Genomic DNA, 26,800 nt, shown 5'->3' with positions numbered 1-26,800 from the left:
AGACGCCATGGAGAAGCATCAGTGTCCGCCATCGAATCCTACCTGCCTCACACGCGGATCGCCTATCTCTCGATGGAAATCGCCCTCCGGCGCGAGATGCATACCTATTCCGGCGGGCTCGGCGTTCTCGCCGGCGACACCGTCCGGTCGGCCGCCGATCTGCGCCTCCCGATGGTTTTCGTCACGCTTGCCAGCCGCCAGGGTTATCTGCGGCAGGAGATCGACGCGAAGGGGTGGCAGATCGACCAGGCCGACGCCTGGGAGCCCGAGGATTGGGCGACGCCTCTCCCGGACGTCATGGCCGCCACGATCGAGGGCCGGGACGTCTGGGTCCGTCCGTGGCTCTACGAATGGACATCCTCGCGCGGGCACAAGGTGCCGGTGATCCTGCTCGACACGCATATCGACCGGAACGATCTGCGGGATCGCGGCGTCACGCACAGGCTCTACGGCGGCGATGAGGCGTACCGGCTCAAGCAGGAAATCATTCTCGGCATCGCGGGCGAGCAGGTCCTGAGGTCGCTGGGTTTTGCCATCGATACCTATCATCTCAACGAGGGCCATGCCGCTTTTCTGCCGCTCGCGCTGCTGAAGCGAGAAGCCCGCGCGGCAGCACGGGATCATGACGTCGAAGCGGTGAGGAGACGCTGTGTCTTCACCACGCATACGCCGGTCGCGGCCGGGCACGATTGCTTCGGTTACGGGGACGTCTCACGCATTCTCGGAGATTTCATCGATGCCGATTCGTTGAAGGCGCTCGCCGGCGAGGACCGGCTCAACATGACACGGCTCGCTTTGAATCTGAGCGACTATGCGAACGGCGTCTCGGCTCGCCATGCCGAGACGACACGGCGCATGTTTCCCGGATATCGCATTCATGCGGTCACGAACGGCGTTCATCCGGGGCAATGGACCCATCCGGCCTTCGCGCGCCTGTTCGGCCGGATCTCCCCGGACTGGGACGTGCAGCCGGAAACGCTCGCGGGCGCGGTCCACCTGTCCGACGATGACGTCTGGAGCGCTCATCTGGACGCCAAGGACGAGCTGATCGCCCTGATCCGGGAGCGGGCGGGACGGCACTTCGGCCGCGATCTCCCGATCATCGGATTCGCGCGCCGCATGACGGGATACAAGCGGGCCGGCATGCTGTTCAGCGACTGGGAACGGCTGACGGACATCTCTCGGCGCCGTCCGTTCCAGATCGTCATGTCCGGCAAGGCCCATCCCCATGATGAGGGAGGCCGGGAACTGATCCGCGATATCGTGCGCCAGGCGCATCATGCCGAAATTCCGGTCGCCTTCGTACCCGGCTACGATCTGGACATCGCAAAACGCATCGTGGCGGGCAGCGATATCTGGCTGAACACGCCCCAGCCTCCGCTCGAGGCTTCGGGGACCAGCGGCATGAAGGCGGCGTTCAACGGCGTGCTCAATGTCGGCACGCTCGACGGGTGGTGGCCGGAAGGCTGCGACGAGGGCGTGACCGGATGGGGAATCGGGCCGGAAGGGGATTACGCCGAACATGCCCGGATTCTGTACGAGAAGCTCGAGAGATCCATCCTGCCGCTCTACGCGGAGGATCGCCGCGGCTGGATCCGCATGATGAAGCAGGCCATTGGCAGGATCGGGCCGGTGTTCAACACGCAGCGCATGATGGACGCTTATGCCCGGGAGGCCTATCGGCTGCGCTAGGAGCTGTCCCTGGGCGGCAGGTTTTCCAATCCAGTCCCGCGAGTCGGATGGCGCGACCCGGCTCATTGACGATCGCAAGCGTGCAATCGACGCCAAGGCAGGGTATCGTCTCAACGAGTATCGCTTCGTCGAAGGGCAATGTGTTTCCATCCGAGACGAGGATAGGGAACTTCACGCCTTCAACAGAGTCGAAGCGCGGACTTAGCGCATCGTGCGAAAAAGTGGATCCGGTTTTTCGCAGGAACGATGCGCTCTTTCCAAGAAGGGAGCATCGGATCGATCCCAAAAGTGCAAGTCCACTTTTGGGTCCGATGCTCTAGAACGCGATCGAGAAGGTTGGAGGAGCACTGGTCATGTGGCGCTCGTGCATCGCTGTCGTCGCCGTCTTCGTGAGTGCCCAGTCCGTGTCAGCCCAGGAGGGGCGCATTCAGCGCGGACGCACATTCGTCCAGACGAACTGCGCCATGTGCCACGCGGTCGGTCGTGTCGGCGAAAGCCCCTTGCAGGAGGCGCCTGCGTTTCGCTCTCTCGGTCGCCGTTACCCGATCGAGGATCTGGCCGAAGCCCTGGCCGAGGGCATCATCACGGGCCATCCCTCCATGCCCGAATTTCAGCTCGATGCCGCCCAGGTCAACGATGTCATGGCCTATCTGGAATCGATCCAGGAGTAGTGGGCACTCTCCTCCGGCAACCGGAACGGCGCCCCTCTCGGAAGACGGAGTGCGATATGTTCGGCTGGATCGCGCGGATCATCATGATCGTGGCGGGCGTTGTCACGGGCCTGTTCATGGCCAGGGACGCGCCCCTGTTCGGCGTCGTGCAGACGATGGTGATGCTTTTGCTGATCGCTGTCGCGGTCACGGCGCTCGCCTTCTGGCCGGAGAGTCGGCCGTTCGGGCGACGGCGGGACCGCTGACACGCGAAGCGCGAAAAAGCGCAGCCGGATGCGGCTGCGCCCTCTTCAGACCGGGAAGAGAAGCCTCCCCGTCAGAGCCCCCAGCGCAGCACGAGCGGATCGAGGCGGCTTGCGACCTCGATGAGGCCCTTGCGGGTTTCGGGATGCAGCGGCTGGAGCGGATGGCGCACGAAGTCCGACCGGATCACGCCGCCTTCCTTCATCAGCGCCTTGGCGGCTAAGAGGCCGCACTGGCGGTTCTCGTAGTTGATCAGAGGCAGCCAGCGCTCATAGGCCACGAGCGCCGCCTCGCGGTTGCCGGCAAAGTAGGGATCGATGATCTGGCGGATGCCGTCGGGGTAGCCCCCGCCCGTCATCGCGCCGGTCGCGCCGGCGTCGAGGTCGGCCATCAGGGTGATCGCCTCCTCGCCGTCCCAGGGCCCTTCGATGGCCTCGCCGCCGAGCGCGATGAGTTCGCGCAGCTTGCCGGCGGTGCCGGCGACCTCGATCTTGAAATAGGAGACATGGGCGATCTCCCTGGCCATCCGGGCCAGGAAGGCCGGCGACAGGGAGGTTCCGGCCATGGGCGCGTCCTGGATCATGATCGGGATGTCGATGGCATCCGACACGCGGCGGAAGAACTCGTAGATGCCCGCTTCCGAGACGCGCAGCGTCGCACCGAAGAACGGCGGCATGATCATCACCATCGCGGCGCCCGCCTCCTGCGCCCGCTTCGAGCGGTCGGCGCAGATGTCGGTCGAGAAATGGCTCGTCGTGACGATGACCGGAACCCGTCCCGCCACATGATCCAGAACGGTGCGGGTCACGCTCTCGCGTTCGCTGTCGCTGAGCAGGAACTGCTCGGAATAGTTGGCCAGGATGCAGAGACCATCCGAGCCCGCGTCGATCATGAAATCGATGCAGCGCTTCTGCCCCTCGGGATCGAGGCGACCAGCGTCGTCGAATATGGTCGGAGCCACCGGATATACACCGCGATAGGGGCGGATTGACGACCTGCCGAGCGAAGACATTTTCTCTCCTTGCCGAACTGCTTGATAAAACGAGCGATTAATGATTGTCGCGCGGAACGGGCGAGCCGGTCCGCCCCACGAGGAAGTCGAGGTCGACGCCCTTGTCCGCCTGCATGACGTGATCGACATACATCTTCACGTAGCCGCGGGAGGCATGGGGCGCCGGCGGCGTCCAGGCGGCGCGGCGGCGCTCCAGTTCCTGAGCGTCCACATGAAGATGCAGGCTGCGCGCCGCAACATCGAGCGTGATCAGATCGCCGGTGCGGACGAGGGCCAGCGGACCGCCCGCGGCCGCTTCGGGCGCCACGTGCAGAACCACCGTGCCGTAGGCCGTGCCCGACATGCGCGCATCCGAGATGCGGATCATGTCGCGCACGCCCTTTTTGAGCAGCTTCTGGGGCAGCGGCATGTTGCCGACCTCCGCCATGCCGGGGTAACCCTTCGGGCCGCAGTTCTTCAGCACCATGACGCAGCTCTCGTCGATGTCGAGGCTGTCGTCGTCGATCCGCGCGTGCAGCTCCTCGATGGTCTCGAACACCACCGCCCGGCCCGTATGCTGCATCAGCGCGGGCGAGGCCGCCGACGGCTTGATGACGGCGCCGTCGGGCGCGAGATTGCCGCGCAGGATCGCGATGCCCGCGTCCGGCTTGAACGGCTCCTCGAACGGGGTGATCACCTCGCGGTTCCAGCAGGGGGCGTCCTTCACGTTCTCCCAGATCGGCCGGCCGTTCACGGTCGGCGCCTCCTTGTGGAGCAGGCCGCGCTCGCCGAGGCTGCGCAGCACCACCGGCAGGCCGCCCGCATAATAGAAATCCTCCATCAGGAAGCGGCCGGACGGCATGAGGTCGACGAGGCAGTGGACGTCCCGGCCGAGCCGGTCGAAATCGTCCAGGGTCAGGTCGATCCCGGCCCGGCCTGCGATCGCAAGCAGATGCACGACCGCGTTGGTCGAGCCGCCGATGGCGGCGAGCGTGCGGATGGCGTTCTCGAAGGCCTGGCGGGTCAGGAGCTTCGAGAGGACCAGATCCTCCCGCACCATTTCGACGATGCGCCGGCCGGCCATGCGGGCGAGGTGATTGCGGCGGGCATCGGCGGCCGGGATGGCGGCATTCTCCGGCAGGCCGACGCCGAGCGCCTCGACCATCGCGGCCATGGTCGAGCCCGTGCCCATGGTCATGCAATGCCCGGCCGAGCGGTTCATGGCGCCTTCGGCCTCGTGGAACTCGGCGAGGGTGACGTCCCCGGCGCGCAGCTGCTCGCTCATCGAGATGATGTTGGTGCCCGAGCCGATGCTCTTGCCGCGATAGACGCCGCGCAGCTGCGGGCCGCCGGACACGCCGATGGTCGGCAGGTCGGCGGAGGCCGCGCCCATCAGGAGGGCCGGGGTGGTCTTGTCGCAGCCCATGAGCAGGACCACGCCGTCGAGCGGGTGGGCCCGGATCGCCTCCTCCACGTCCATCGCCGCGAGGTTGCGAAAGAGCATCGCGGTCGGCCGCATGGTGACCTCGCCGAGCGACGAGACCGGAAACTCGAGCGGAAAGCCGCCGGCATCCAGCACCCCGTAGCGCACGTGCTCCGCAAGCGTGCGGAAATGCGCGTTGCACGGCGTCAGCTCGGACCAGGTGTTGCAGATCCCGATCACCGGACGCCCTTCGAACTGATCCTGCGGGAACCCGCTGTTCTTCAGAAAGGAGCGGTAATAGAACCCCATCTTGTCCTGGCGCCCGAACCAGGCTTGGCTGCGCAGCCGGTGTTTTCCGTCTTCGTTCATGTCGTGGCGCCTTAACAAATCGAGGCAGCGGCTCAGGGAAAATGATGAAATACGACTATCGTCGGATGGTTGTCACTGGCGCTGTATATAATATGATAAATACGCGGCTGTTAAGGCTGCTAAAGTCTAAAATCAGACAAAGCAGTGGGAGAAACGCATGAAGGCTCGTCATCTTCTGACGACAATCGGCATGGCTGCGCTGATGATGTCGTCGGGTGTCGCCTACGCTCAGAACAAAATGACCGTGGGCTTTTCTCAGGTTGGATCGGAATCCGGCTGGCGGGCCGCGGAGACGAAGGTCTCCAAGGCCGAGGCCGACAAGCGCGGCGTCGACCTGCGCATTTCCGATGCCCAGCAGAAACAGGAAAATCAGATCCGCGCCGTCCGTTCCTTCATCGCTCAAGGAGTCGACGCGATCCTTCTGGCTCCGGTCGTCGCCACCGGCTGGGACGCCGTTCTCAAGGAGGCCAAGGAGGCGAAGATTCCGGTGGTTCTGCTCGACCGCTCCATCGAGACCAAGGACGATTCCCTCTATCTCACGGCCGTGACCTCCGACACCGTCTATGAGGGACGGGTGGCCGGCGAGTGGCTCGCCAAGGAAACCGGCGGCAAGTGCAACGTCGTCGAATTGCAGGGCACCGTCGGCTCCAGCCCGGCGATCAACCGCAAGAAGGGCTTCGACGAGGTCGTGGCCGCCAATCCCGGCATGAAGATCATCCGCACCCAGTCCGGCGACTTCACCCGCACGAAGGGCAAGGAAGTCATGGAGAGCTTCATCAAGGCCGAAGGCGGCGGCAAGAACATCTGCGCCGTCTATGCCCATAACGACGACATGGCCATCGGGGCGATCCAGGCCATCAAGGAGGCGGGCCTGAAGCCCGGCAAGGACATCAAGGTCGTCTCGATCGACGGAGTGCCTGACATCTTCAAGGCGATGGGCGACGGCGAGGCGAACGTGACCGTCGAGCTCACCCCCAACATGGCGGGCCCAGCGCTCGATGCCCTGATCGCGTACAAGAAGGATGGCACCGCGCCGAAGAAATGGATTCAGACCGAATCCAAGGTCTTCACGCCCGAGACGGCCACGGCCGAGTACGAGAGGCGCAAGGACCTGTACTGAGCCTTCGACCACGATGGCGGCAGGCGCGACGGCGCCTGTCGCCTCTCAGGTTTTGCCGGAGACGGCGACGTCGCGGTGAGCGGGCAAGGCGGCATGCAGGCAGTGAACGATCGGCCCGGTCTCCTCGAGATCGGCGGCCTCACAAAGGGATTCCCGGGGGTTCAGGCTCTCGATCGGGTGGATTTCACGCTGCATGCGGGCGAGATCCACGGTCTTCTGGGCGAGAACGGCGCCGGCAAGTCGACCCTGATCAAGGTGCTGACGGGGGTCTTCAGGCGCGATGCGGGAAGCATCCGCCTCGATGGCGGTGACATCGAAGCGAGGGATCCCGCGGATGCTCTCTCGCTCGGGATCGGAACCGTCTATCAGGAGGTCAATCTCCTTCCCAATCTCTCCGTGGCGGAAAATCTCTTCATCGGCCGGCAGCCGCACCGGTTCGGCCTCGTCAGGACCGGCGAGATGCGCCGGCGCTCCGCCGAACTCCTCTCGACCTACGGCCTCGACATCAACGCGGCCGACCCGTTGGGCAGCTTCTCCGTCGCCGTTCAGCAGATCGTCGCGATCGCCCGTGCCGTCGATCTCTCGGCCAAGGTGCTGATCCTGGATGAGCCGACCGCCAGCCTGGACGCCCAGGAGGTCGGAACCCTCTTTGGGATTCTCCGCGACCTGAAGGCGCGCGGCATCGGGATCGTCTTCGTCACCCACTTTCTCGACCAGGTCTATGCCGTGTGCGACCGGATCACCGTTCTCCGCAACGGGCGGCTTGTCGGCTCCCGTCAGACGGCGGAACTGCCGCGCATCGAACTTGTCGCGATGATGCTGGGCCGCGAACTCGCGGCGGAAGCCCTCCACCGCAACCAGCGGTCCTCCGTCACGGGCGCTCCCCTCGTGGCGTTCGAGAATTACGGCCGGCGCCGCCTCCTCGAACCGTTCGATCTTGCCGTTCGCCCGGGCGAGGTCGTCGGGCTCGCCGGGCTCCTCGGATCGGGGCGGACCGAAACGGCGAAGCTCGTTTTCGGAATCGAGAGGGCCGATAGCGGACAGGCTTATGTCGACGGCAAACCCGTGCGCATCGCATCCGCCCGGGATGCGTCCCGGCTGCGCTTCGGCTTCACCCCCGAGGACCGCAAGACGGAAGGCATCGTCGCGGAGCTGTCGATCCGGGAGAACATCATCCTGGCCCTTCAGGCACAGCGCGGCTGGCTGCATATGCTTCCCAGGCGCAAGCAGGATGAGATCGCCGACCGCTTCATCAGGCTCCTCGACATCCGCACGCCCGATGCGGAGAAGCCGATCGGCCTGCTCTCGGGCGGCAATCAGCAGAAGGCGCTGCTGGCACGCTGGCTCGCGACCGAGCCGCGCTTTCTCATCCTCGACGAGCCGACCCGCGGCATCGATGTGGGCGCCCATGCCGAGATCATCCGCCTGATCGAACGCCTTTGCGAGGACGGTCTCGCCCTGCTCGTCATCTCGTCCGAGCTGGAGGAGATCGCGTCCTACAGCGACCGCGTCGTCGTGCTCCGCGACCGGAAACACGTGCGCGAGCTCTCGGGAGGCGATGTGAATGCCGATACCATCATGACGACGATCGCGGGCCATCAATGAGCGGCGTCATGCAGGCCATCGCCCCTCGATCGCTCCCCAAGGGCTTGCCGCAGATCGCGGCGCTCGCGGTCGTTCTTCTCGTCAACTGGCTGGTGTTCCGCGATTTCTTCGCCCTTCGCCTCCAGGACGGGCGGCTGTTCGGCAGCCTGATCGACGTGCTCAACCGCGGCGCACCGGTCGCGATCCTGGCGCTCGGGATGACGCTCGTCATCGCGACGCGCGGCATCGATCTCTCGGTCGGCGCCGTGATGGCCATCGCCGGAGCCATGGCGGCCGCCCTGACGGCGCAGGGCTACCCGCTTCCCGTGGCCTTGGCGGCGGCCGTCGGCATCGGGTTGGCTTGCGGCCTCTGGAACGGAATCCTCGTCGCGGTCCTTGAAATCCAGCCCTTCGTCGCGACCCTCATTCTCATGGTGGCGGGGCGCGGCTTCGCCCAGCTCATCACCGAAGGGCAGATCATCACCTTCGTCAGCGAAGGCTTCGCGGCCATCGGCAGCGGCTCCTTCCTGATGCTGCCGATGCCCGTCGTCATCGCGCTTGCGATGCTGCTCGTCACCCATCTCGTCGTCCGCTGGACCGCTCTGGGCCTGTTCATCGAAGCCATCGGGGCGAATGTGCGCTCGAGCGCCTATGCGGGCATCGGCACGAAGGCCGTGATCGTCGCGGTCTATATGTGGTGCGGCCTGTGCGCGGCCATCGCGGGCCTCATCATCACGGCGGACATCCGCGGCGCCGATGCCAACAATGCGGGTCTCTGGCTGGAACTCGACGCCATCCTGGCGGTGGTCATCGGCGGAACGTCGCTCTTCGGCGGGCGGTTCAGTCTGGGCCTTTCGGTGGTCGGGGCGCTCATCATTCAGGCCATGAACACGGGCATTCTGCTCAGCGGCTATCCGCCGGAATACAACCTGATCGTGAAGGCCATCGTCGTGCTGGCGGTTCTGCTGGCGCAGTCGCCCGTCCTTGCGGCCTTCCGGGCCATCTGGAGAAGGGGTAAGGCATGATCCGCCGTCACCTGCCGGTTCTGATCACTTTGGCCGTGTTCGTCGCCGGATACCTGATCTGCCTCGCGCAGTTCCCGAGCTTCGCCTCGACCCGCGTCATCGGCAATCTTCTGACCGACAATGCCTTTCTGGGGATCGTCGCGGTCGGGATGACCTTCGTCATTCTTTCGGGCGGGATCGACCTGTCGGTCGGCTCCGTCATCGCGTTCACCGGCGTCTTCCTCGCGGTGGCGATCGAGCGCTACGGCGTCGACCCTTATCTGGCCTTCGGTCTGATCCTCGGGATCGCGGCTCTGTTCGGCGCCGGCATGGGCGTGCTGATCCATGCCTTCCAGCTTCCGGCCTTCATCGTCACCCTGGCCGGGATGTTCCTGGCGCGCGGCATGTGCTTCGTGCTCACGACGGATTCCATTCCGATCGATGCCCCGGCCTATGGCCAGATCACGGATATCGCGTTTCATCTTCCGGGAGGGGGGCGCCTGACCTTCATCGCGATGGCCATGCTCCTGGTCTTCGCCGCCGGTACCGTGCTGGCGCATTTCACGCGCTTCGGGGCGAATGTCTACGCTCTCGGCGGCAACCGGACGTCGGCCCAGCTGATGGGCGTTCCGGTCGGAAAGACCACGGTCAGGATCTATATGCTGTCGAGTTTTCTGGCGGCCTTGGCGGGAATCGTCTTTTCTTTTTATACCTCCGCGGGCTATTCCCTCGCAGCAACCGGGGTCGAGCTCGACACGATCGCGGCCGTCGTCATCGGCGGCACGCTTCTGACGGGAGGCTCCGGGACAATCATCGGCACGCTGGTCGGGGTGCTCATCCAGGGATTGATCCAAACCTACATCACCTTCGAGGGAACCTTGAGTTCCTGGTGGACGAAGATCGCGATCGGGGCGCTCCTGTTCGCCTTCATCGTCCTTCAGAGGGGGCTGTCGGCGGCATCGATCCGGGCAAGATAGAGGTAAGGCAGCCCATGGTTTTGGCAAACGATCTGCAGAAGCCCGCGCGAACGCGATCCGCCCACGATCTCGTGGCGCACGGCATCGGCCAGAACATCATGAGGGGACGGTTTCCGGTCGGCAGCATCCTGCCGGGCGACGCCGAGCTGATGGAACTGTTCGGCGTCTCGCGGACGGCCCTCCGCGAGGCCCTGAAGACCCTCGCGGCGAAAGGGCTCATCGAGTCCAAGACCAAGGTCGGCACGAAGGTTCTGGACCGGAACAACTGGAACATGTTCGACTCCGATATCCTCGAATGGCACCTCGAACTCGGGGTCGACGCGAAGTTCCTCGGGTGGCTTTTCGAGATCCGCCAGACGCTCGAGCCCTTCGCCTGCGCCTCCGCGGCCCTGCGACGGAGCCCCAAGCAACTCGAGAACATGCGCGGCGCCCTTCAGGCGATGTATGGCTGCGCGACCAACCGGCAGGGCTTCACCAAGGCCGATCTTGCCTTCCATCAGGCCATTCTGGAGGCCTCCGGGAACCCGTTCCTGCAATCCATCGGCTCCGTCATCGGCGCAGCGCTTGCGACATCCTTCACGATCAGCTCGCCCGTGTCGAGCGACGACAGCTTCCGGAAGGTCATGGAGCAGCATCAGTCCGTCTTCGATGGGATCGAGCGGCGAGACCCTCCGGCGGCCAGCCAGGCCATGTCCGACCTGATCATGCAGGCCGCCGAGCGCATCCGGATCAAGCACGGCGAAGACGCCCTCACGAGCATCGAAACCCACGCTTTTACAAGCGATTAAACGCGAACTCTCCCACCGCGGCCGAGCCGGACGCGATCGGCTCCGGGCACTTCTCTATGGCAAAATAGTATTATAGTATTATTGGGCGATTGAGCGCGTGACTTTCACGGGTAAATCGCCTGATATGCGATGCTCAAGGGCTCCTCCAGAAGAGCCTGCTCAGGACGCCGGCGCTTGGACGATGCTCCTCCGGACGAGGAGATCCTAAGCCGCCTAGGCCCGCCGTATCGGAACTCTAGATATGAGCCGGCACAACCATGGACCGCCCGGCTCGGCCATAGGATCATAAGGGAGAACGACCTTGAGGACTTTCACGACTGCAATCGCAGCGTTGGCGATCGGAGCTGCGGGCCTTCTCAACCCGGCGCTGGCGCAGGATAAGGGTACCGTGGGCGTGGCCATGCCGACGAAATCGTCCGCACGCTGGATCGACGACGGCAACAACATGGTCAAGGCGCTGAAGGAGAAGGGCTACAACGTCGATCTTCAATACGCCGAAGACGACATTCCGAACCAGCTCGCCCAGATCGAGAACATGATCACCAAAGGCGCCAAGGTGCTGGTGATCGCCTCCATCGACGGCACCACCCTGTCGGACGCTCTTCAGCAGGCCGCCGACAAGGGGATCAAGGTCATCGCCTATGATCGCCTCATCCGCAACTCGAAGAATGTCGACTACTATACGACCTTCGACAACTTCCAGGTCGGCGTTCTGCAGGGCGGCTATATCGAGAAGGCTCTGGGCCTCAAGGAAGGGAAGGGGCCGTTCAACATCGAGCTCTTCGGCGGCTCGCCGGACGACAACAACGCCTATTTCTTCTACAACGGCGCCATGTCGGTGCTCGAGCCCTACATCAAGAGCGGCAAGCTCAAGGTGCAGAGCGGTCAGATGGGCATGGACAAGGTCTCGACCCTGCGCTGGGACGGCGCCGTCGCCCAGGCGCGCATGGATAACCTGCTCTCCGCCTACTACACCGACAAGCGCGTGGATGCGGTGCTCTCACCCTATGACGGCCTGAGCATCGGCATCATCTCCTCGCTCAAGGGCGTCGGCTACGGTTCCGCCCAGCAGCCCATGCCGATCATCACCGGCCAGGATGCCGAAGTGCCTTCCGTGAAGTCGATCCTCGCGAAGGAGCAGACCCAGACGGTCTTCAAGGATACCCGCGAACTCGCCAAGGTCACGGCCAACATGGTCGACGCCGTTCTGTCGGGCAAGCAGCCGGAGGTGAACGACACCAAGACCTACGAGAACAGCGTGAAGGTCGTTCCGGCCTATCTGCTGAAGCCGGTCAATGTCGACGCCTCGAACTGGAAGGACGTTCTGGTCGGCAGCGGCTACTACAAGGAAGAGCAGTTCAAGTAAGCCTCGAACGGGTGAGGGACCCTGCGCCGTTGCGCAGGGTCCCTGCTCATTTCTGAAAGGCTCCGCGCCTTGTCCTCGAGTTGCCTGAGGTGTGAGCGATGAACGCGATCCTTGAGATGCGGGGGATCACCAAGACGTTTCCGGGCGTGAAGGCGCTGGACAACGTCAACATCACCGTGAAATCCGGCGAGATCCATGCGCTGGTCGGCGAGAACGGCGCCGGAAAGTCGACGCTGATGAAGGTGCTGAGCGGCGTCTATCCGCACGGCTCCTATTCCGGGCAGATCGTCTACGAGGGGCAGGAGCGCCGTTTCAAGGGCATCGCCGACAGCGAAGAGCTCGGCATCATCATCATCCACCAGGAGCTGGCGCTCGTGCCGCTTCTGTCGATTGCGGAAAACATCTTCCTCGGCAACGAGCAGGCGACATACGGGGTCATCGACTGGTCGGCGGTTTTCGCCCGCACGAAGGAATTGCTCAAGATCGTCGGCCTCGACGAAGCGCCCGATACCCTGGTGACCAATATCGGCGTCGGCAAGCAGCAGCTCGTCGAAATCGCCAAGGCCCTTTCCAAAAGGGTCAAGCTGCTCATCCTGGACGAGCCGACGGCGAGCCTCAACGAGAAGGACAGCGACGCGCTCTTGAACCTGCTCCTGCAGTTCAAGGCCCAGGGCATTTCCTCGATCCTGATCTCGCACAAGCTCAACGAGATATCGAAGGTCGCCGATTCCATCACCGTGCTTCGTGACGGCAGCACGGTCGAAACCCTGGATTGCAAGGCCGAGGCGATCAGCGAGGACCGGATCATCCGCGGCATGGTCGGACGCACCATGGCCGATCGCTACCCGAAGCGGCAGGCCCATGTCGGAGAGACGATCTTCCAGGTCGAGAACTGGTCGGCCTACCATCCCCTTCATTCGAACGTGCAGGTGGTCAAGAACGTCAACCTGCGCATCCGGCGCGGCGAGATCGTCGGCATCGCAGGGCTGATGGGCGCCGGCCGGACGGAATTCGCCATGAGCCTCTTCGGCCGCAGCTACGGTCAGAACGTTTCCGGCCGGGTTCTCCTGCGCGGCACGGAGATCGATGTCGGTACGGTCGAGAAAGCCGTTGCGAACGGGATCGCCTACGCCACGGAGGACCGGAAAACCTACGGCCTCGTTCTCGAGGAGGATATCCGCAAGAACATCACGCTGGCAAATCTCGAAGGGGTATCGAGCAGGCTCGTCATCGACGACATCAGGGAGCTCGCCGTCGCCAACGACTACCGGGCGAGGATGCGGATCCGCTCCGCCAACGTCTTCCAGGAAGCCGTGAACCTGTCGGGCGGCAACCAGCAGAAGGTCGTCCTGAGCAAATGGCTCTTCTCCGACCCGGAGATCCTGATCCTGGACGAGCCGACCCGCGGAATCGACGTGGGCGCCAAATATGAAATCTATACGATCATCAACGGCCTGGCCGAGGCCGGCAAGGGTGTCCTCCTGATCTCGTCCGAGATGCCGGAGCTGCTCGGGATGTGCGATCGGATCTACGTGATGAACGAGGGTGCGATCATCGCGGAGCTCGACGTCGCCGAGGCCTCACAGGAAAAAATCATGCATGCTATCGTCAAGTCGGGGAGGCGCTGAGATGGATACGAGAACGGCCGACGAGCTTCACGTTCCCCAGCCGACGTCCTGGCTGGACTTCGTCAAATCCCACTTCCGCGACTACGGAATGCTGCTGTCGCTTCTGGCGATCATGCTGTTCTTCCAGGTCGTGACCGATGGCACCCTGTTGCGCCCGCTGAATCTCACGAACCTGGTTCTGCAGAACAGCTATATCGTCATCATGGCGCTCGGCATGCTGCTCGTCATCGTGGCAGGGCATATCGATCTCTCGGTCGGCTCCATCGTCGGATTCGTCGGCGGCCTGGCCGCGATCATGATGGTCCGGTGGGGGATCGATCCCGTCACGACGACGATCGCATGCCTTGCGGTCGGCGGCCTGATCGGTGCGGCCCAAGGCTACTGGGTGGCCTATTTCAAGGTACCGTCCTTCATCGTGACCCTGGCGGGCATGCTCGTTTTCAAAGGGCTGACGCTGGCGCTTCTCGGCGGCATGTCGGTCGGACCGTTCCCGGTCGTCTTCCAGCGTCTCAGTTCCGGCTTCATCCCGGACGTCTTCGGCGGGGAGGGGTTCAACTACACCGCCCTGTTCCTCGGCGTGGCGAGCGTCGCGGCATTGGTCTCCTTCAGCGCCCGCAGCCGTGCGAACCAACTCAAACACAATGTGGGGACTGCGCCCTTCGGCCTTTTCGTCTTCAAGAACGCTCTCCTGGCGGTTCTCGTCATCGCGTTCTGCTATCTGCTGGCGACGTACCGCGGCCTGCCCAACGTTCTCGTCATCATGGCGGTGCTGATCGCGCTCTATGCCTTCGTGACCAACCGCACGACGATCGGCCGGCGCATCTACGCTCTGGGCGGCAACGAGAAGGCCGCTAAGCTCTCGGGCATCAAGACGGAGCGGCTGACGTTTCTCACCTTCGTGAACATGGGGGTGCTCGCGGGGCTCGCGGGCCTCATCTTCGCCGCACGCCTCAACACGGCGACCCCGAAGGCCGGTCTCGGCTTCGAGCTCGATGTCATCGCGGCCGTTTTCATCGGCGGCGCATCGGCGACGGGCGGCGTCGGAAAGGTCACCGGAGCCGTCATCGGCGCCTTCGTCATGGGTGTCATGAACAACGGCATGTCGATCCTCGGAATTGGAATCGACTATCAGCAGGTCATCAAGGGACTGGTGCTGCTCGCGGCCGTGTCTCTCGATGTCTATAATCGGAAGAAGTGACACAAGGCCCCGCTCCGCAGCGATGCGCTGTTCCATAGTGGGATCAATGCTCCAGGCCTAGACCGGGCGGCCCGGCCGTCTTGCCTTTCGGGAGGGAAGGGCGCATCTGGGCCTGCACAGGGAATGGAGAACGCAAATGACGAAGAACTACATTGCAGGCGAATGGGTTGGAGCCACGGAAGCCTCGGCCAACCTCAATCCGTCCGACACCCGGGACGTGATCGGCGAGTTCGCCCGGGCGTCGGCCGCCGAGGCGCAGGCCGCCATCGACGCCGCCTACGACGCCTTCCCGGCCTGGGCGCATTCCTCCATCCAGACCCGCCACGACATTCTCAAGGCCGTCGGCGACGAGATCCTCGCCCGCAAGGACGAGCTCGGCCGCCTGCTCTCGCGCGAGGAGGGCAAGACCCTGCCCGAGGGCATCGGCGAGGTCACCCGCGCCGGCCAGATCTTCCACTTCTTCGCCGGCGAGTGCCTGCGGCTGGCCGGCGACAAGCTGGCCTCCGTGCGCCCGGCCGTCGATGTCGAGATCACCCGCGAGCCGGTCGGCGTGGTCGGCCTGATCACGCCCTGGAACTTCCCGATCGCGATCCCGGCCTGGAAGATCGCGCCGGCGCTCGCCTACGGCAACACGGTGGTGTTCAAGCCGGCCGAGCTGGTGCCGGCCTCGGCCCATGCGCTGTCCGAGATCATCATCCGGGCCGGCGTGCCGGCGGGCGTGTTCAACCTGGTGATGGGCAAGGGCTCGGTGGTCGGCGAGGCCATGCTGCAGAGCCCGAAGGTTGCCGCGATCTCGTTCACCGGCTCGGTGCCGACGGGCCGGCGGGTCGCCCAGACCTGCATCACGGCCGACCCGATGAAGAAGGTCCAGCTCGAGATGGGCGGCAAGAACCCGATGGTGGTGCTCGACGATGCCGACCTCGCCGTGGCGGTCGAGTGCGCGATCAACTCGGCGTTCTTCTCGACCGGCCAGCGCTGCACCGCGTCCTCGCGCCTGATCGTGACCGCCGGCATCCACGACCGGTTCGTGGCCGCCATGCAGGCGCGCATGCAGGGGCTGGTGATCGACGATGCGCTCAAGAGCGGCACCCAGATCGGCCCGGTGGTCGACCAGAGCCAGCTCGATCAGGATCTGAAGTACATCAAGATCGGCCAGGACGAGGGCGCCCGGCTGGTGGCCGGCGGCGAGCTGCTCAAGCGCGAGGCGCCCGGGTTCTATCTCGCGCCGGCCTTGTTCACCGAGGTCGACAACCGGATGCGGGTGGCGCGCGAGGAGATCTTCGGGCCGGTGGCGACGGTGATCAGGGCCCGGGATTATGACGAGGCGCTGGCGATCGCCAACGACACGCCGTTCGGGCTGTCGTCGGGCATCTGCACCACGAGCCTGAAGCATGCCGGCCACTTCAAGCGCCATGCCGAGGCCGGCATGGTGATGGTCAACCTGCCGACCGCGGGCGTCGACTATCACGTGCCGTTCGGCGGCCGCAAAGGTTCGAGCTACGGGCCGCGCGAGCAGGGCCGCTACGCCCAGGAGTTCTACACCACGGTCAAGACCGCCTACACCTTCGACGGCAACGGACCTTACGTGCCCAAGACCAAGGGAAGCGAGTAAGCCCGCCTCAGGGCGTTGCAGCGGACGGATGCCGCAACGCCCTGACTGATCCACATCCAGACGAGAGTTCCATGACCCAGACGATTTACGGCTCCCTGAAGGACAAGACGGTCCTCATCACCGGGGGCGCCAGCGGCATCGGCGAGAGCATTGCGCGGTCCTTCCATGCGCAGGGCAGCAAGGTCGCCATCCTCGATTACAATGCGCAAGCCGGTGAGGCGCTGGCGAGGGAGCTCGGCGAGCGGGTGCATTTCGAGCACAGCGACGTCCGCGATGTCCCGGCCCTGCAGGCCGCGATCCGCCGCGCGAGTGAGGCGCTCGGACCCATCACGATTCTGGTCAACAACGCGGCCAGGGACGATCGGCATACGGTCGATCAGGTCACGCCGGACTATTGGCGGGAGCGGTTCGCCACCAACCTCGACCATCAGTTCTTCGCGGCCCAGGCGGTGCTTCCGGACATGGAAAAGGCCGGCGAGGGATCGATCATCAATATGGGCTCGACGAGCTACATGGTGAGCGACGATTCCTTCGTGGCCTACAAGACGGCGAAATCCGCCGTGGTCGGCCTGACCCGTGCCCTGGCCCGGGAACTGGGGCCCAAGAACATCCGCGTGAACTGCATCGTTCCCGGCTGGATCATGACCCAGCGCCAGATCGACCTCTGGCTCACTCCGGAAGGGGAAAAGGAGCTGCTGAAGCGGCAATGCGTCAAGCGTAAGCTGGTGCCTCAGGACATCGCGAACTTCGCCCTTTTCCTCGGTTCCGGCGATTCGAGCGCGATGTCGGCCCAGACCTATCTCGTGGACGGCGGCTGGGTCTGAGAGGTCTGGCTCCCTCTCCATCGACCGAAAGCCGGCCCGCGGGCCGGCTTTTCGTTTGGGCCACCGAGCGACATCCTTCGGAACAGGCGATACGGCTGTTCGTCGGGGAGCCGAAGGCGTGTCGCAAGGTTCCCGCAAGCATCAAATCCCAAGCTCATCCCTGCCGGAGCAGATTCGGCTCGAGGGGGAACTTCAGATGGCGACCTTGTTGACCTGTGCAGTGATTGCATCGATGGCGGGGCTCATCATTCCTCCGACCTTCAAGATCATGCGCCTGGATCGCGAGGGAAGGATGGAACTGCGGCGCGGCGGAACCGCGTTTGCGCCCGAATAATCGGTCCCGGTTCGGAAATCGGTGTAGCCGTCCTGCTCGCGCAACGCTTCACTCGGAATCGAGGCTGATCCCGTCTCTGGTCCAATTCCAGACCGTGTAAAGCGCGCCGTTGCGATCGAGAACATAGACGTTTTGGTGAGGCGACGCACCGGCGCGATAGGCCGACGTCACGGCGAATCTGAGCGCAGTGGTCCGAAAATGGAAGGCGCCGAGGTCGCGGCCCTGGTGGAGGACAGACCAACGGCGGTCGCGGTATGCAACGCAATACGCTTCGTGGGGCATTCAGGCTCCTCCGAAGTGGTTTAGTCGTCGAACGGTGCGGGCTTGCTAAACGTCGTGAACGATCGGCGCAACCCTCGGCGGGGGTAAATTTAGCCGCAGCGGGTTAAGGATCTGTGGATTTACGGCACGTCCGAGCCGGCACGTATCTCGGGTTCAAACACGGACGACGTTGAGCGCAAGGCTCAGGAGGCCGAGGCCCACTGCCAGCACGAAAAGATCGCAAATCTTTGCGAGAGCATCGGTGCCGGGATGTGAATTTCTGTCGTTCATAGCAAAGTATTAACCAAATATCGATGCGCCGAGCAATAATGCTTAAGGTTAATGAACTCTTTTCATTGCCGGCAACCTTATGCCGCCGGCTCCTGGCAGACATCGACCCATTCCGCTCCGACGAGGGTCGCCATGCGTTCGGGGCAGATGCGGACCGCCGTATGGATGGATCCGGCAGCCGGAACCACTTCGTCAAACGCTTTGAGGGAAATATCGCAATAGATCTGCAAAGACGTTGCAAGGCCGAACGGGCAGACGCCCCCGACAGGATGGCCGGTCAGCGACTGAACCTGTTCGGCATCCAGCATCGTTGCCTTGCCCCCGAACGCCGCCTTGACCTTCCTGTTGTCGAGACGCGTATCGCCGCGGGTCACGACCAGGAAGGTGCGGTCGCCGACACGGAGAGACAGGGTTTTCGCGATCCGCCCCGGCGTCACCCCATGGGCCTCCGCAGCCTGCGTCACGGTGGCCGTGCTGGTTTCCATCTCGATAATCTCGATGTCCGGTGCGTTCGCCGAGAAAAATGCGCGGACGGATTCAAGACTCATTGCTCGTGACTCCCGAGAGGATGAAGGGACACAGCAGGGATACACAACGTCTCCCGGCAAAGAAAGACGCTTGACGTCGCAATCGAAACAATATTTCGACTGTTGCGATTCCGCCGTGTATGGTCGTGCCGGCTACTGGAACACGAGCCAGGTGATCAGCGTGAGGGGAGCGATGATACCGAGCACGAACGGCACGATATGGTGGGCCATGGCGATCATCCTTTGATGATCAATTCTCGCATGACGGAAGCCTCCGGTCGGTGAGGTGCCGCACATGGTTGCCTCGATGCCCATGCATCCCCTGTCGGCTTTCGCGAATCCGCGATCCCGGCGCCATGGCTTGCGCTCACTGGTCGAGCGCACTAGCTTCACTCGGGTCTGTCACCGTGCTGGCTCAGCAAGAACGTTTCGAATGCCGCTTCTGTCTCCTGAACAATGCCGTGCCGCGCGTGGTCTCCTCGATTGGACCCAGGAAGAGCTGGCGGAGCGCGCCAATGTCTCGCGCAGCACGATCCGCGATTTCGAGAACGGGCGTCATGTCCTGAATCCCGTGACCGCAGCGCAGGTCGCCGCCGCCTTCGAAGATGGCGGAGCCCAATTGATCCCGCCAGGGGGCGGCGGCCCAGGCGTGAGGCTTCGGAGACCGTTCGATTAGCGCCTTTTTCGGCGAAGTGGATCCGGTTTTTCGCACAATGCGCTAGAGCCTTTTCCATGAACTTCGGTTCATGGAAAAGGCTCCTGTTGTTTGAGAAAGACGCCTTTTCTTTGCAAAACCGGCATCCACTTTTGCGGAAAAGGCTCTAGCGCCGGGCGCGCAGGCCTGTTCGCCTCGCCGCGTCAGCTCTCCTCCGGAGAAACGGGGTTTCCCGCATCGTCCGCAGGCGGAATGTCGCCGCTGCCTTCCGTGCGGTCGCGGTAGAGCGCTGCGCGGACGAGGAGCATCAGGGTCACCGGGGTGGTCAGGGTGACGAACACGGCAATGAGGATCTCATGAAGAACGGGACGGACCTCAAGCACGCTAAAGAACAGGGCCGATCCCGCCAGGATGCTGGCCATGCCGACGGTGGTGCCGAGCGTCGGTGCGTGAACCCGCGCATAGAAGCTGCCGAGCCGAAGGAGACCGATCGACCCGATGAGGGTGACGCCTGCCCCCAGCAACACGAAGAATGCCGTCGCCAGCGCGGCCCAAGCCGGCAGTTCGCCCGCGCCGCTCATTCGATGACCTCGCCGCGCATGAGGAATTTCGCGAGTGCGACGGTCGCCACGAAGCCCAGGAGCCCCATGATGAGCGCCGCCTCGAAATAGAACGTGTTGCCGACCCTGATCCCGAAGGTCAGAACCATCAGAAGCGCGTTCATATAGAGCGTATCCAGCCCCAGGATGCGGTCCTGTGCCCGCGGACCCGCGAGGAGGCGATAGGTTGCGCAGCACATGGCGAGACCGAGCATCATCTGTGCCGCGAGAATGGACCATGTGAAAATGAGGCTGCTCATTCGAAGATCTCCATCAGCAGCCGCTCGTAGCGGTACTTGATCGTTTCGATCCATACGGTCTCATCGACGAGATCGAGCACATGGAGCAACAGGGTGCCTTTGGCGGCGTCGTAACTCACCCAGATCGTACCGGGCGTCGATGTGATGATGATGGACAGAACCGCAAGCCCATGGCGGCTGCGCATGTCGAGGGGGATGGTCATGAAGCCGGCATTCGCTCCGGGCTCCCGAGTCCGCACGATGATCCGTCCGACGGCGATGTTCGAACGCAGAATGTCGAACAAGACCAGGCCCAGGAGCCGCAGGGCTGCAAATGGGCGGCGGATCCGAGGCTTGTCCGGCCTCAGCGCCGCCATGGCCCACGAGCCCAGAACGGCGAGCACGCTGCCAAGGATCACGTGCCCGGCCGACAGGGACTGGTTCAGGAGAAGCCACAGGGCAAGGAGTGCGGCGGAGAGAAGCGGGAAGGGCAGGAACCAGCTCATGGTCGGCTCTCCTCCCGGGCATGTTCCGTCTTCGGCGGCGACAGCACGCCGTTGACGTAGCTCTGTGGTTCGCGCAGGGCCTGAGTGGTCGCGTCGAGGTAGCGCATGACCGGGCCGCCCGCGACGGTGAGGCCGAGGCAGAGGGCCAGAAGGCAGAGAACCGGTGTGATCTCGATGATCCGAACTCTGGGGACGCTGTCGTCCAGACGCGCCCAGAAGGTGCTGATGCCGGTTCGCGTCATCGCAAGCAGCGTCGCAAGACCCGAGACGATCAGCAGCCCGATCAGCACCCATGTCTGGACGGCGATTGCGCCTTCGGTTCCGAGCATCGCTGCCATGATGGCGAATTTCGCAATGAATCCGGACAAGGGCGGCAAGCCCGCCAGGAGAAGGGCGCAGGCGATGAAGCTGCCTCCGAGCAGAGCGATGGTCGCGGGAATGGCGACGCCCACTTCCTCTTCGAAGAGGTCGTCCTCGCCGTAGGCTTCCATCGTCACGGCCAGTACGTCAGCGCCGGGATCGCGCATGCGCTCGACCAGCTCCACGAGCAGGAAGAAGGCGGCGATCGCCAGCGTGGAGCTGATGAGATAGAACAGCGCCGGACCGACGACCGCGTCGTTTCCCGTGCCGATCGCCGCGACGAGGGTGCCGGACGAGATGAGGACGCTGCACCCGGCAAGCCGCGACATGGATTGCGAGGCCAGAACGCCCACCGTCCCGAAGACGATGGTCAGCATGCCGGCCAGGAGCAGCCACATGCCGCCGAATCCGGCCAGGGATCCGGCATCCGCCCCGAACATCAGCATCCAGAGGCGCAGGACCACATAGATCCCGAGCTTGCTCATGATCGCGAAGACCGCAGCCGCGGGCGCGGAGGCGGCCGCATAGGTGGTCGGAAGCCAGAAACACAGCGGCCACACGCCTGCCTTCATCAGGAAGGCCGTGCCGAGAATGGCGGCGGCCGTCGCCATGAGAGCGGCGTCCCCAGGGGAGAGATGGGGAATGCGCGAGGCGAGATCCGCCATGTTGAGGGTGCCGGTCACGCCGTAGGCGAGGCTCGCGCCGATCAGGAACAGGAACGAAGCGGTCAGATTGATGGCGACATAGGCAAGGCCGGCCCTGACGCGAAGCAGTCCGGCTCCGTGGAGGACAAGCCCGTAGGAGGCGGCCAGCAGCACCTCGAAGAACACGAAGAGATTGAACAGGTCGCCGGTCAGGAAGGCCCCGTTGAGACCCATGAGCTGGAGCTGAAAAATCGTGTGGAATCGCGGTCCGGCTCGATGCCACCGCGCAAGCGAGTAGAGCAGCGATGCGAAACCGAGCACGCTCGTCAGAACGAGCATCAGGGCGGAGAGGCGGTCCAGAACGAGCACGATGCCGAAGGGCGCGGGCCAGTTGCCAAGCCGGTAGACCATGACGGACGAGGCGTCCGCGGCAGCCGGTGCCGTATCGGCCATGCGCAGCAGGGCGATCGAGATGACCAGCAGTCCGAGCGTCGTCCCGATCCCGAGTATGCCCTTGAGGACACGGCGGCGCTCGTCGAGAAGGAGCATCACGGCGCCCGACACGAGAGGAAGCAGGACCGGCAGGATGATGAGATGATCGAGCCAGGTCATCCTTGCGCGTCCTTCCGGCCGTCGACGTGATCGGTTCCCGTAAGCCCGCGCGAGGCCAGCAGGACGACCAGAAAGAGGGCGGTCATCGCGAAGCCGATGACGATGGCCGTCAGGACCAGCGCCTGCGGAAGCGGGTCCGCGTAGAGCGCCGGGTCGGTCGCCTGGGCATTCTCGAGGACCGGCGCCGCGCCGATCCTGAGCCGCCCCATGGCGAAGATGAAGAGGTTTACGGCATAGGAGAGCAGGGACAGTCCGATGATGACCTGAAACGTGCGCGGGCGCAGCAGAAGCCAGACGCCCGAGGCGGTCAGGATGCCGACGGCCGCCGCGAAGATGAGCTCCATCATGCGTCGTCCCTCACGGTCGAAGGTTGCGGGGACGGCAGCGGCGCACGGGCCATGCGGGGGCTGCGGATGGATTGGTGAGCCAGCGCGATCAGGATGAGCACGGTGGCGCCGACCACGACGGCGAACACGCCGAGGTCGAACAGGAGCGCGGTTGCCGCGGGCACCTTCCCGATGAGGGGAAGCTCCACATATTCGAAATGTGAGGTGAGGAAGGGACGTCCGAAAACCCAAGCCCCCGCGCCGGTGAAGATGGTGCAGAGGAGCCCCAGTCCCATCCAGCTGATGGGCAGAATGCGCAGCCTCGCCTCGACCCAGCGGGTTCCGCCCGCCATGTACTGAAGGACGAGGGCGATCGAGAGCGCGACACCCGCCGCGAAGCCGCCTCCCGGGAGGTCGTGACCGCGCAGGAAGAGATAGATTGCGAACACCCCGATCACCGGGAAGAGCCACTGCATGATCACGGACGGGATCGCGAGATAGTCCGAGAGCGTATCGCCGACCGCCCGGTCCGGGCTCGCGTCGTCATAGGCGTCCTGCATCTGCTGCTGTTCGGGCGCATCGACGCTCTCAGGGGCCGGGCGGAACCTCCGCAGCAGCGAGAAGACCGTGATCGCCACCACGGCCAGAACCACGATCTCGCCGAAGGTGTCGAAGCCGCGGAAATCGACCAGGATGACATTGACGACGTTGCGGCCGCCGCCCTCTGAATAGGCGTTCTCGATGAAGTAGCGTGAAATGGTGTCGGGCAGAGGCTGCGTGAGCAGCGCATATACGATCAGCGACATGCCGGTGCCCGCCGCGATGGCGAGGGCGAGATCGCGCCCTCGCCGCAGTCTTGCGCGGAAGCCGGCGAAGAGGCCCTCATCGGCCCTCTCGAAGCGTTTCGGCATCCAGCGCAGGCCCAGGAGCAGGAGCACGGTGGTCACGATCTCGACCAGGAGCTGGGTGATGGCGAGGTCGGGCGCCGAGAACCAGACGAAGGTGATGCAGGTGACCAGCCCGGCGGCCCCCATGAGAACCATGGCCGCGAGGCGGTGGTACTTGGCCTGATGGGCCGCGCCGACGGCACAGAGGCAGCCGACGATCCAGAGGAGAAGAAAAGCCGGATCGAACTCCGTGCTGACCCGGGAGCCGACCCGCAGCCCATGCTGATAGAGCGGCCAGAGCGCCGCCAGAACCGCAAAGGCCACGAGCAGGCGCAGTTGCGGCTGGAGGCGGTTCGTGCCCATCAGCCGCTCCAGAGCGCGCGCCCAACGCCAGGAAATCGCAACGAGAATGCGCTCGAAGATGCGCTGGCCCTTGAGGCGCCGCATGAGCGGAGGTCCGTCGATGCCTTTCGCGAGATAGCCCTGCAAAAGCCAATAGAGAAGAATGCCCATGGTGAGGGCGATGACGCTCATGAGCAGAGGCTCGTTGAAGCCGTGCCACACCGCAAGGCTGTAATAGGGCATATCCGGCCCCAGAACCGCGCGCACCGCCGCGGTGAGGAAGGGCTTGATGGTCAGCGCCGGCAGGATTCCCACGAGCAGGCAAAGCAGGACGAGAAGTTCGATGGGAAACCGCATCCAGTGCGGAGGCTCGTGCGGCGTGCGGGGCAGATCGGTCGCCGGCTTGCCGAAGAACACGCCATGGATGAACCGGAGGGAATAGGCCACGCTGAAGGCGCTGGCGAGCATGGCGAAGTAGGGCAGGGAGTGGTCGAGAAGCGAATCGACGTGATAGGCCGCGGCCTCGGCGAAGAACATCTCTTTCGAGAGAAAGCCGTTGAGCAGGGGCACACCGGCCATGGCGGCCGCCGCCACCATGGCCAGGGTGGCTGTGATCGGCATGAAGCGGAACAGCCCGTTCAACTTCCGGATATCGCGGGTTCCGGCCTCGTGATCGATGATGCCTGCGGCCATGAAGAGCGAGGCCTTGAAGGTCGCGTGGTTGATGGTGTGAAAGATCGCCGCGACCGCCGCCAGCGGACTGCCGAGCCCGAGCAGAAGCGTGATCAGGCCGAGATGGCTGATGGTGGAATAAGCGAGAAGGCCTTTCAGATCCTGCTGGAAGATGGCCGCGTAAGCCCCGAGCAGAAGCGTGGAGAGGCCCGCCGTGACCACGATGTAGAACCAGGCGTCCGTCCCCGAGAGAACGGGCCAGAGCAGGGTCAGGAGGAACACGCCCGCCTTCACCATGGTGGCGGAATGCAGATAGGCCGAGACCGGCGTCGGCGCGGCCATGGCATGGGGCAGCCAGAAATGGAACGGGAACTGCGCGCTCTTGGTGAGAGCTCCCAGCAGGATCAGGATCAAGGCGGGCAGATAGAGATCGCTGCCGCGGATTCGGGCGCCGGACGCAAGGACCCGATCCAGATCGTAGCTGCCGACGATATGGCCGAGCAGCAGGACGCCGACGAGAAGGCACAGGCCGCCCGTGGCCGTGACCGTCAGAGCCATGCGGGCCCCTTCGCGTGCGCTCGCGTTATGATGCCAGTAGCCGATGAGCAGGAAGGAGAAGAGGCTGGTCATCTCCCAGAAAAAGACCAGCTGGATCAGATTTCCGGAGAGCACGATGCCCAGCATCGCGCCCATGAAGGCGAGAAGAAAGGCGAAGAAGCGCGGCACCGGATCGGCCGGAGACATGTAGTAGCGCGCATAGAGCACGACCAGAAAGCCGATGCCCGTCACCAGCATGGAGAAGAGCCAGGTGAAGCCGGTCATCCTCAGCGTAAAATCCAGCCCCAGCGTCGGCAGCCACTCCACGCTCAGGCGCAGCACGCCGCCATGGTTGACGGCGGGGTATTGGGCGGCCGTGAGGGCTGTGCAGCAGAACGCTATGGTTCCGGCCAGGAAGGCCGCGCCATTCCTGGCGTCCTGACGCAGGAACGCAGCGACGAGACTCCCGATGAACGGAAGGATGACGACGGCCAGGAGGGGCGTGTCAATGGGCATAAGGTGAGCGATCTCCTTCCGGGTGGGGAGCGCGGGCGGAACTCCGAGATGGGGTGCTATGTCGCCCAATATGGTTGACGTCCCCGGCCGGAAGCAAGGCCATTACCAGATAAATTTGGCGTTATGGCAGAGCGGGAGAGCTTTTTGGGGCCTCGACGGGTACGATGCGATGCCCCCGGTAGGCGTTGTACCGTTGCATCTATCGGCTCGCTGCGATCACGGACCGATCATGGCTGCGTCGCTGCGACTCACAGCCGTCGGCCGCCCGATCCCGAAGAAGGCTCGGGAGAGGAGTGCCGTCACTCCGCCGCCGCCACGCTGTTCAGGCCGCCCAGCCGTTGCAATGTCGCCGCATCCAGCTCCCTGGTCACGGGTATGCCGTTCTTGTATTGAAACTCTTCGATGGCTTGCCGTGTGCTCGGCCCGATGACGCCGTCTGCGGCGAGCCTGCCATATCCGAGCCTGGTAAGGGCCTTCTGCGCCGTCGAGACCACGACCTGCTCCTGCTGATGGGACGTCGCCGATCCAGTCTCCGCAGTGCTCGTCCGCTCGGCCGCGGGTGGCGCATTTTCGGCAGCACTCGGCGCGGGCGCGCCCGCCTGAATGGTGTCGCGGCGCTGTGTCAGCTCCTCGATCTCCTTTCGCAATGCTGCGGTCTGCGATTGGAGAGACGCCAGGTCGGATTTCGCAGCCTCGGCGGTCTCGCGCTCGTGGAGCATCCGCATCTGGCTCTGGGCGAGTGTCGAGACCTGTTGCCTCAGCTCGCGTTCGATACGGTCGGAGCGCTGACCGGAGAGGAACCACATGCCCCAACCCGTCGCGGCTCCGATCGCGAGCGCCAGGATGAGGACATGGCTGAATGTCCGCTGATCGGCCATGTGTCTTGCCGTCATCATTTCTCCTCGTGCTTGGTCGCGAAAACACAAGGCCTTTCCTAAACTCCGCCAATGTGGCCCGAACGTGGCTGGGCAAACATTCCCGGTACGCCGCCGACATGGATTG

27 protein-coding genes are annotated in these 26,800 nt (G+C 64.1%); 15 read left to right on the top strand and 12 right to left on the bottom strand.

Annotated features, from left to right (window positions below):
* The first annotated feature begins 21 nt into the window (after nt 1-21).
* The 3 genes from glgP (at nt 22) to RE429_RS12525 (ending at nt 2,608) form a co-directional block, all read left to right on the top strand.
* Nucleotides 22-1,692 carry an alpha-glucan family phosphorylase gene (gene glgP, locus RE429_RS12535; protein ID WP_414471099.1) on the top strand — a complete coding sequence of 557 codons (1,671 nt, stop codon included), beginning with the start codon at nt 22-24 and terminating at the stop codon, nt 1,690-1,692.
* Nucleotides 1,693-2,045: 353 nt separating this feature from the next.
* Entirely contained in the window at nt 2,046-2,363 is a 318-nt protein-coding gene (locus RE429_RS12530; protein ID WP_414471098.1) for a c-type cytochrome, read from the top strand.
* Nucleotides 2,364-2,419: 56 nt separating this feature from the next.
* Nucleotides 2,420-2,608 (top strand): hypothetical protein, encoded by a 189-nt coding sequence (locus RE429_RS12525; protein ID WP_414471097.1) that lies wholly within the window; start codon nt 2,420-2,422, stop codon nt 2,606-2,608.
* A 71-nt stretch (nt 2,609-2,679) separates the two neighbouring features.
* Here the strand turns inward: RE429_RS12525 and RE429_RS12520 are convergent, their stop codons facing one another.
* A complete protein-coding gene (locus RE429_RS12520) occupies nt 2,680-3,618 on the bottom strand; it encodes a dihydrodipicolinate synthase family protein (protein WP_414471096.1) in 939 nt (312 codons plus the stop codon).
* A gap of 37 nt (nt 3,619-3,655) precedes the next feature.
* Nucleotides 3,656-5,389 (bottom strand): IlvD/Edd family dehydratase, encoded by a 1,734-nt coding sequence (locus RE429_RS12515; protein WP_414471095.1) that lies wholly within the window; start codon nt 5,387-5,389, stop codon nt 3,656-3,658.
* Nucleotides 5,390-5,546: 157 nt separating this feature from the next.
* Here RE429_RS12515 and ytfQ point away from each other — a divergent pair, with 157 nt between their 5' ends.
* From ytfQ to RE429_RS12460, 11 genes are all read left to right on the top strand, one after another.
* The gene (gene ytfQ / locus RE429_RS12510) at nt 5,547-6,509 is read left to right on the top strand and encodes a galactofuranose ABC transporter, galactofuranose-binding protein YtfQ (protein WP_414471094.1); all 963 of its coding nucleotides are present in this window, start codon (nt 5,547-5,549) and stop codon (nt 6,507-6,509) included.
* Nucleotides 6,510-6,602: 93 nt separating this feature from the next.
* Nucleotides 6,603-8,114, top strand: a complete 1,512-nt coding sequence (ytfR, locus tag RE429_RS12505) for a galactofuranose ABC transporter, ATP-binding protein YtfR (RefSeq protein WP_414471093.1) — start codon at nt 6,603-6,605, stop codon at nt 8,112-8,114.
* Nucleotides 8,115-8,122: 8 nt separating this feature from the next.
* Nucleotides 8,123-9,118 (top strand): galactofuranose ABC transporter, ATP-binding protein YtfT, encoded by a 996-nt coding sequence (gene ytfT / locus RE429_RS12500; RefSeq protein WP_414471092.1) that lies wholly within the window; start codon nt 8,123-8,125, stop codon nt 9,116-9,118.
* Nucleotides 9,115-10,074 carry a galactofuranose ABC transporter, permease protein YjfF gene (gene yjfF, locus RE429_RS12495; protein ID WP_414471091.1) on the top strand — a complete coding sequence of 320 codons (960 nt, stop codon included), beginning with the start codon at nt 9,115-9,117 and terminating at the stop codon, nt 10,072-10,074. The genes ytfT and yjfF overlap by 4 nt, the downstream gene beginning before the upstream one ends.
* A 14-nt stretch (nt 10,075-10,088) precedes the next feature.
* Nucleotides 10,089-10,862 carry a FadR/GntR family transcriptional regulator gene (locus tag RE429_RS12490; RefSeq protein ID WP_414471090.1) on the top strand — a complete coding sequence of 258 codons (774 nt, stop codon included), beginning with the start codon at nt 10,089-10,091 and terminating at the stop codon, nt 10,860-10,862.
* Between the two features lie 322 nt (nt 10,863-11,184).
* The gene (chvE, locus tag RE429_RS12485) at nt 11,185-12,228 is read left to right on the top strand and encodes a multiple monosaccharide ABC transporter substrate-binding protein (protein ID WP_414474186.1); all 1,044 of its coding nucleotides are present in this window, start codon (nt 11,185-11,187) and stop codon (nt 12,226-12,228) included.
* A gap of 98 nt (nt 12,229-12,326) precedes the next feature.
* Nucleotides 12,327-13,856 (top strand): multiple monosaccharide ABC transporter ATP-binding protein, encoded by a 1,530-nt coding sequence (gene mmsA / locus RE429_RS12480; protein ID WP_414471089.1) that lies wholly within the window; start codon nt 12,327-12,329, stop codon nt 13,854-13,856.
* 1 nt (nt 13,857) lies between these two features.
* Entirely contained in the window at nt 13,858-15,054 is a 1,197-nt protein-coding gene (gene mmsB, locus RE429_RS12475; protein ID WP_414471088.1) for a multiple monosaccharide ABC transporter permease, read from the top strand.
* Nucleotides 15,055-15,190: 136 nt separating this feature from the next.
* On the top strand, nt 15,191-16,666 hold the full coding sequence (locus RE429_RS12470; protein ID WP_414471087.1) for an aldehyde dehydrogenase family protein: 1,476 nt from the start codon (nt 15,191-15,193) through the stop codon (nt 16,664-16,666).
* 71 nt (nt 16,667-16,737) lie between these two features.
* Nucleotides 16,738-17,490 (top strand): SDR family NAD(P)-dependent oxidoreductase, encoded by a 753-nt coding sequence (locus RE429_RS12465; RefSeq protein WP_414471086.1) that lies wholly within the window; start codon nt 16,738-16,740, stop codon nt 17,488-17,490.
* Nucleotides 17,491-17,686: 196 nt separating this feature from the next.
* Nucleotides 17,687-17,824, top strand: coding sequence for a hypothetical protein (locus RE429_RS12460; protein ID WP_414471085.1), 138 nt, complete (start codon nt 17,687-17,689; stop codon nt 17,822-17,824).
* 48 nt (nt 17,825-17,872) lie between these two features.
* Here the strand turns inward: RE429_RS12460 and RE429_RS12455 are convergent, their stop codons facing one another.
* From RE429_RS12455 to RE429_RS12445, 3 genes are all read right to left on the bottom strand, one after another.
* Nucleotides 17,873-18,106: a hypothetical protein gene (locus RE429_RS12455; protein ID WP_414471084.1), complete on the bottom strand. Its 234-nt coding sequence runs from the start codon at nt 18,104-18,106 to the stop codon at nt 17,873-17,875.
* Between the two features lie 347 nt (nt 18,107-18,453).
* On the bottom strand, nt 18,454-18,924 hold the full coding sequence (locus RE429_RS12450; RefSeq protein WP_414471083.1) for a YbaK/EbsC family protein: 471 nt from the start codon (nt 18,922-18,924) through the stop codon (nt 18,454-18,456).
* 132 nt (nt 18,925-19,056) lie between these two features.
* Nucleotides 19,057-19,218 carry a hypothetical protein gene (locus tag RE429_RS12445; protein WP_414471082.1) on the bottom strand — a complete coding sequence of 54 codons (162 nt, stop codon included), beginning with the start codon at nt 19,216-19,218 and terminating at the stop codon, nt 19,057-19,059.
* 118 nt (nt 19,219-19,336) lie between these two features.
* On the opposite strand from RE429_RS12445, the gene RE429_RS12440 reads away from it, so the two are divergent.
* Nucleotides 19,337-19,579: a helix-turn-helix transcriptional regulator gene (locus RE429_RS12440; RefSeq protein WP_414471081.1), complete on the top strand. Its 243-nt coding sequence runs from the start codon at nt 19,337-19,339 to the stop codon at nt 19,577-19,579.
* A gap of 182 nt (nt 19,580-19,761) precedes the next feature.
* On the opposite strand, the gene mnhG is transcribed toward RE429_RS12440, so the two are convergent.
* The 7 genes from mnhG to RE429_RS12405 form a co-directional block, all read right to left on the bottom strand.
* On the bottom strand, nt 19,762-20,139 hold the full coding sequence (gene mnhG / locus RE429_RS12435) for a monovalent cation/H(+) antiporter subunit G (RefSeq protein WP_414471080.1): 378 nt from the start codon (nt 20,137-20,139) through the stop codon (nt 19,762-19,764).
* A complete protein-coding gene (locus tag RE429_RS12430; protein ID WP_414471079.1) occupies nt 20,136-20,417 on the bottom strand; it encodes a K+/H+ antiporter subunit F in 282 nt (93 codons plus the stop codon). The genes mnhG and RE429_RS12430 overlap by 4 nt, the downstream gene beginning before the upstream one ends.
* Nucleotides 20,414-20,902: a Na+/H+ antiporter subunit E gene (locus RE429_RS12425; protein ID WP_414471078.1), complete on the bottom strand. Its 489-nt coding sequence runs from the start codon at nt 20,900-20,902 to the stop codon at nt 20,414-20,416. The genes RE429_RS12430 and RE429_RS12425 overlap by 4 nt, the downstream gene beginning before the upstream one ends.
* Nucleotides 20,899-22,518: a monovalent cation/H+ antiporter subunit D gene (locus RE429_RS12420; RefSeq protein WP_414471077.1), complete on the bottom strand. Its 1,620-nt coding sequence runs from the start codon at nt 22,516-22,518 to the stop codon at nt 20,899-20,901. The genes RE429_RS12425 and RE429_RS12420 overlap by 4 nt, the downstream gene beginning before the upstream one ends.
* On the bottom strand, nt 22,515-22,862 hold the full coding sequence (locus tag RE429_RS12415; protein WP_414474185.1) for a Na+/H+ antiporter subunit C: 348 nt from the start codon (nt 22,860-22,862) through the stop codon (nt 22,515-22,517). Before RE429_RS12415 ends, RE429_RS12420 begins: the two co-directional genes overlap by 4 nt.
* A complete protein-coding gene (locus tag RE429_RS12410; RefSeq protein ID WP_414471076.1) occupies nt 22,862-25,798 on the bottom strand; it encodes a monovalent cation/H+ antiporter subunit A in 2,937 nt (978 codons plus the stop codon). The genes RE429_RS12415 and RE429_RS12410 overlap by 1 nt, the downstream gene beginning before the upstream one ends.
* Nucleotides 25,799-26,097: 299 nt before the next feature.
* Complete coding sequence (locus RE429_RS12405; protein WP_414471075.1) at nt 26,098-26,694, bottom strand: peptidoglycan-binding protein; 597 nt, start codon at nt 26,692-26,694, stop codon at nt 26,098-26,100.
* Nucleotides 26,695-26,800 lie beyond the last annotated feature (106 nt).

The organism is Microvirga sp. M2 (assembly GCF_047497095.1).
GTDB lineage: Bacteria > Pseudomonadota > Alphaproteobacteria > Rhizobiales > Beijerinckiaceae > Microvirga.
This window is presented reverse-complemented; position numbering and strand designations above follow the sequence as displayed.

Excerpts from the sequence above, each read along its gene's own strand:
- RE429_RS12530 (WP_414471098.1), top strand. The coding sequence starts at position 2,046 with ATGTGGCGCTCGTGCATCGCTGTCGTCGCCGTCTTCGTGAGTGCCCAG.
- RE429_RS12525 (WP_414471097.1), top strand. The coding sequence starts at position 2,420 with ATGTTCGGCTGGATCGCGCGGATCATCATGATCGTGGCGGGCGTTGTC.
- RE429_RS12520 (WP_414471096.1), bottom strand. The coding sequence starts at position 3,618 with ATGTCTTCGCTCGGCAGGTCGTCAATCCGCCCCTATCGCGGTGTATAT.
- RE429_RS12515 (WP_414471095.1), bottom strand. The coding sequence starts at position 5,389 with ATGAACGAAGACGGAAAACACCGGCTGCGCAGCCAAGCCTGGTTCGGG.
- ytfQ (WP_414471094.1), top strand. The coding sequence starts at position 5,547 with ATGAAGGCTCGTCATCTTCTGACGACAATCGGCATGGCTGCGCTGATG.
- ytfR (WP_414471093.1), top strand. The coding sequence starts at position 6,603 with ATGCAGGCAGTGAACGATCGGCCCGGTCTCCTCGAGATCGGCGGCCTC.
- ytfT (WP_414471092.1), top strand. The coding sequence starts at position 8,123 with ATGCAGGCCATCGCCCCTCGATCGCTCCCCAAGGGCTTGCCGCAGATC.
- yjfF (WP_414471091.1), top strand. The coding sequence starts at position 9,115 with ATGATCCGCCGTCACCTGCCGGTTCTGATCACTTTGGCCGTGTTCGTC.
- RE429_RS12490 (WP_414471090.1), top strand. The coding sequence starts at position 10,089 with ATGGTTTTGGCAAACGATCTGCAGAAGCCCGCGCGAACGCGATCCGCC.
- mmsA (WP_414471089.1), top strand. The coding sequence starts at position 12,327 with ATGAACGCGATCCTTGAGATGCGGGGGATCACCAAGACGTTTCCGGGC.
- mmsB (WP_414471088.1), top strand. The coding sequence starts at position 13,858 with ATGGATACGAGAACGGCCGACGAGCTTCACGTTCCCCAGCCGACGTCC.
- RE429_RS12470 (WP_414471087.1), top strand. The coding sequence starts at position 15,191 with ATGACGAAGAACTACATTGCAGGCGAATGGGTTGGAGCCACGGAAGCC.
- RE429_RS12465 (WP_414471086.1), top strand. The coding sequence starts at position 16,738 with ATGACCCAGACGATTTACGGCTCCCTGAAGGACAAGACGGTCCTCATC.
- RE429_RS12460 (WP_414471085.1), top strand. The coding sequence starts at position 17,687 with ATGGCGACCTTGTTGACCTGTGCAGTGATTGCATCGATGGCGGGGCTC.
- RE429_RS12455 (WP_414471084.1), bottom strand. The coding sequence starts at position 18,106 with ATGCCCCACGAAGCGTATTGCGTTGCATACCGCGACCGCCGTTGGTCT.
- RE429_RS12450 (WP_414471083.1), bottom strand. The coding sequence starts at position 18,924 with ATGAGTCTTGAATCCGTCCGCGCATTTTTCTCGGCGAACGCACCGGAC.
- RE429_RS12445 (WP_414471082.1), bottom strand. The coding sequence starts at position 19,218 with ATGGGCATCGAGGCAACCATGTGCGGCACCTCACCGACCGGAGGCTTC.
- RE429_RS12440 (WP_414471081.1), top strand. The coding sequence starts at position 19,337 with ATGCCGCTTCTGTCTCCTGAACAATGCCGTGCCGCGCGTGGTCTCCTC.
- mnhG (WP_414471080.1), bottom strand. The coding sequence starts at position 20,139 with ATGAGCGGCGCGGGCGAACTGCCGGCTTGGGCCGCGCTGGCGACGGCA.
- RE429_RS12430 (WP_414471079.1), bottom strand. The coding sequence starts at position 20,417 with ATGAGCAGCCTCATTTTCACATGGTCCATTCTCGCGGCACAGATGATG.
- RE429_RS12425 (WP_414471078.1), bottom strand. The coding sequence starts at position 20,902 with ATGAGCTGGTTCCTGCCCTTCCCGCTTCTCTCCGCCGCACTCCTTGCC.
- RE429_RS12420 (WP_414471077.1), bottom strand. The coding sequence starts at position 22,518 with ATGACCTGGCTCGATCATCTCATCATCCTGCCGGTCCTGCTTCCTCTC.
- RE429_RS12415 (WP_414474185.1), bottom strand. The coding sequence starts at position 22,862 with ATGGAGCTCATCTTCGCGGCGGCCGTCGGCATCCTGACCGCCTCGGGC.
- RE429_RS12410 (WP_414471076.1), bottom strand. The coding sequence starts at position 25,798 with ATGCCCATTGACACGCCCCTCCTGGCCGTCGTCATCCTTCCGTTCATC.
- RE429_RS12405 (WP_414471075.1), bottom strand. The coding sequence starts at position 26,694 with ATGATGACGGCAAGACACATGGCCGATCAGCGGACATTCAGCCATGTC.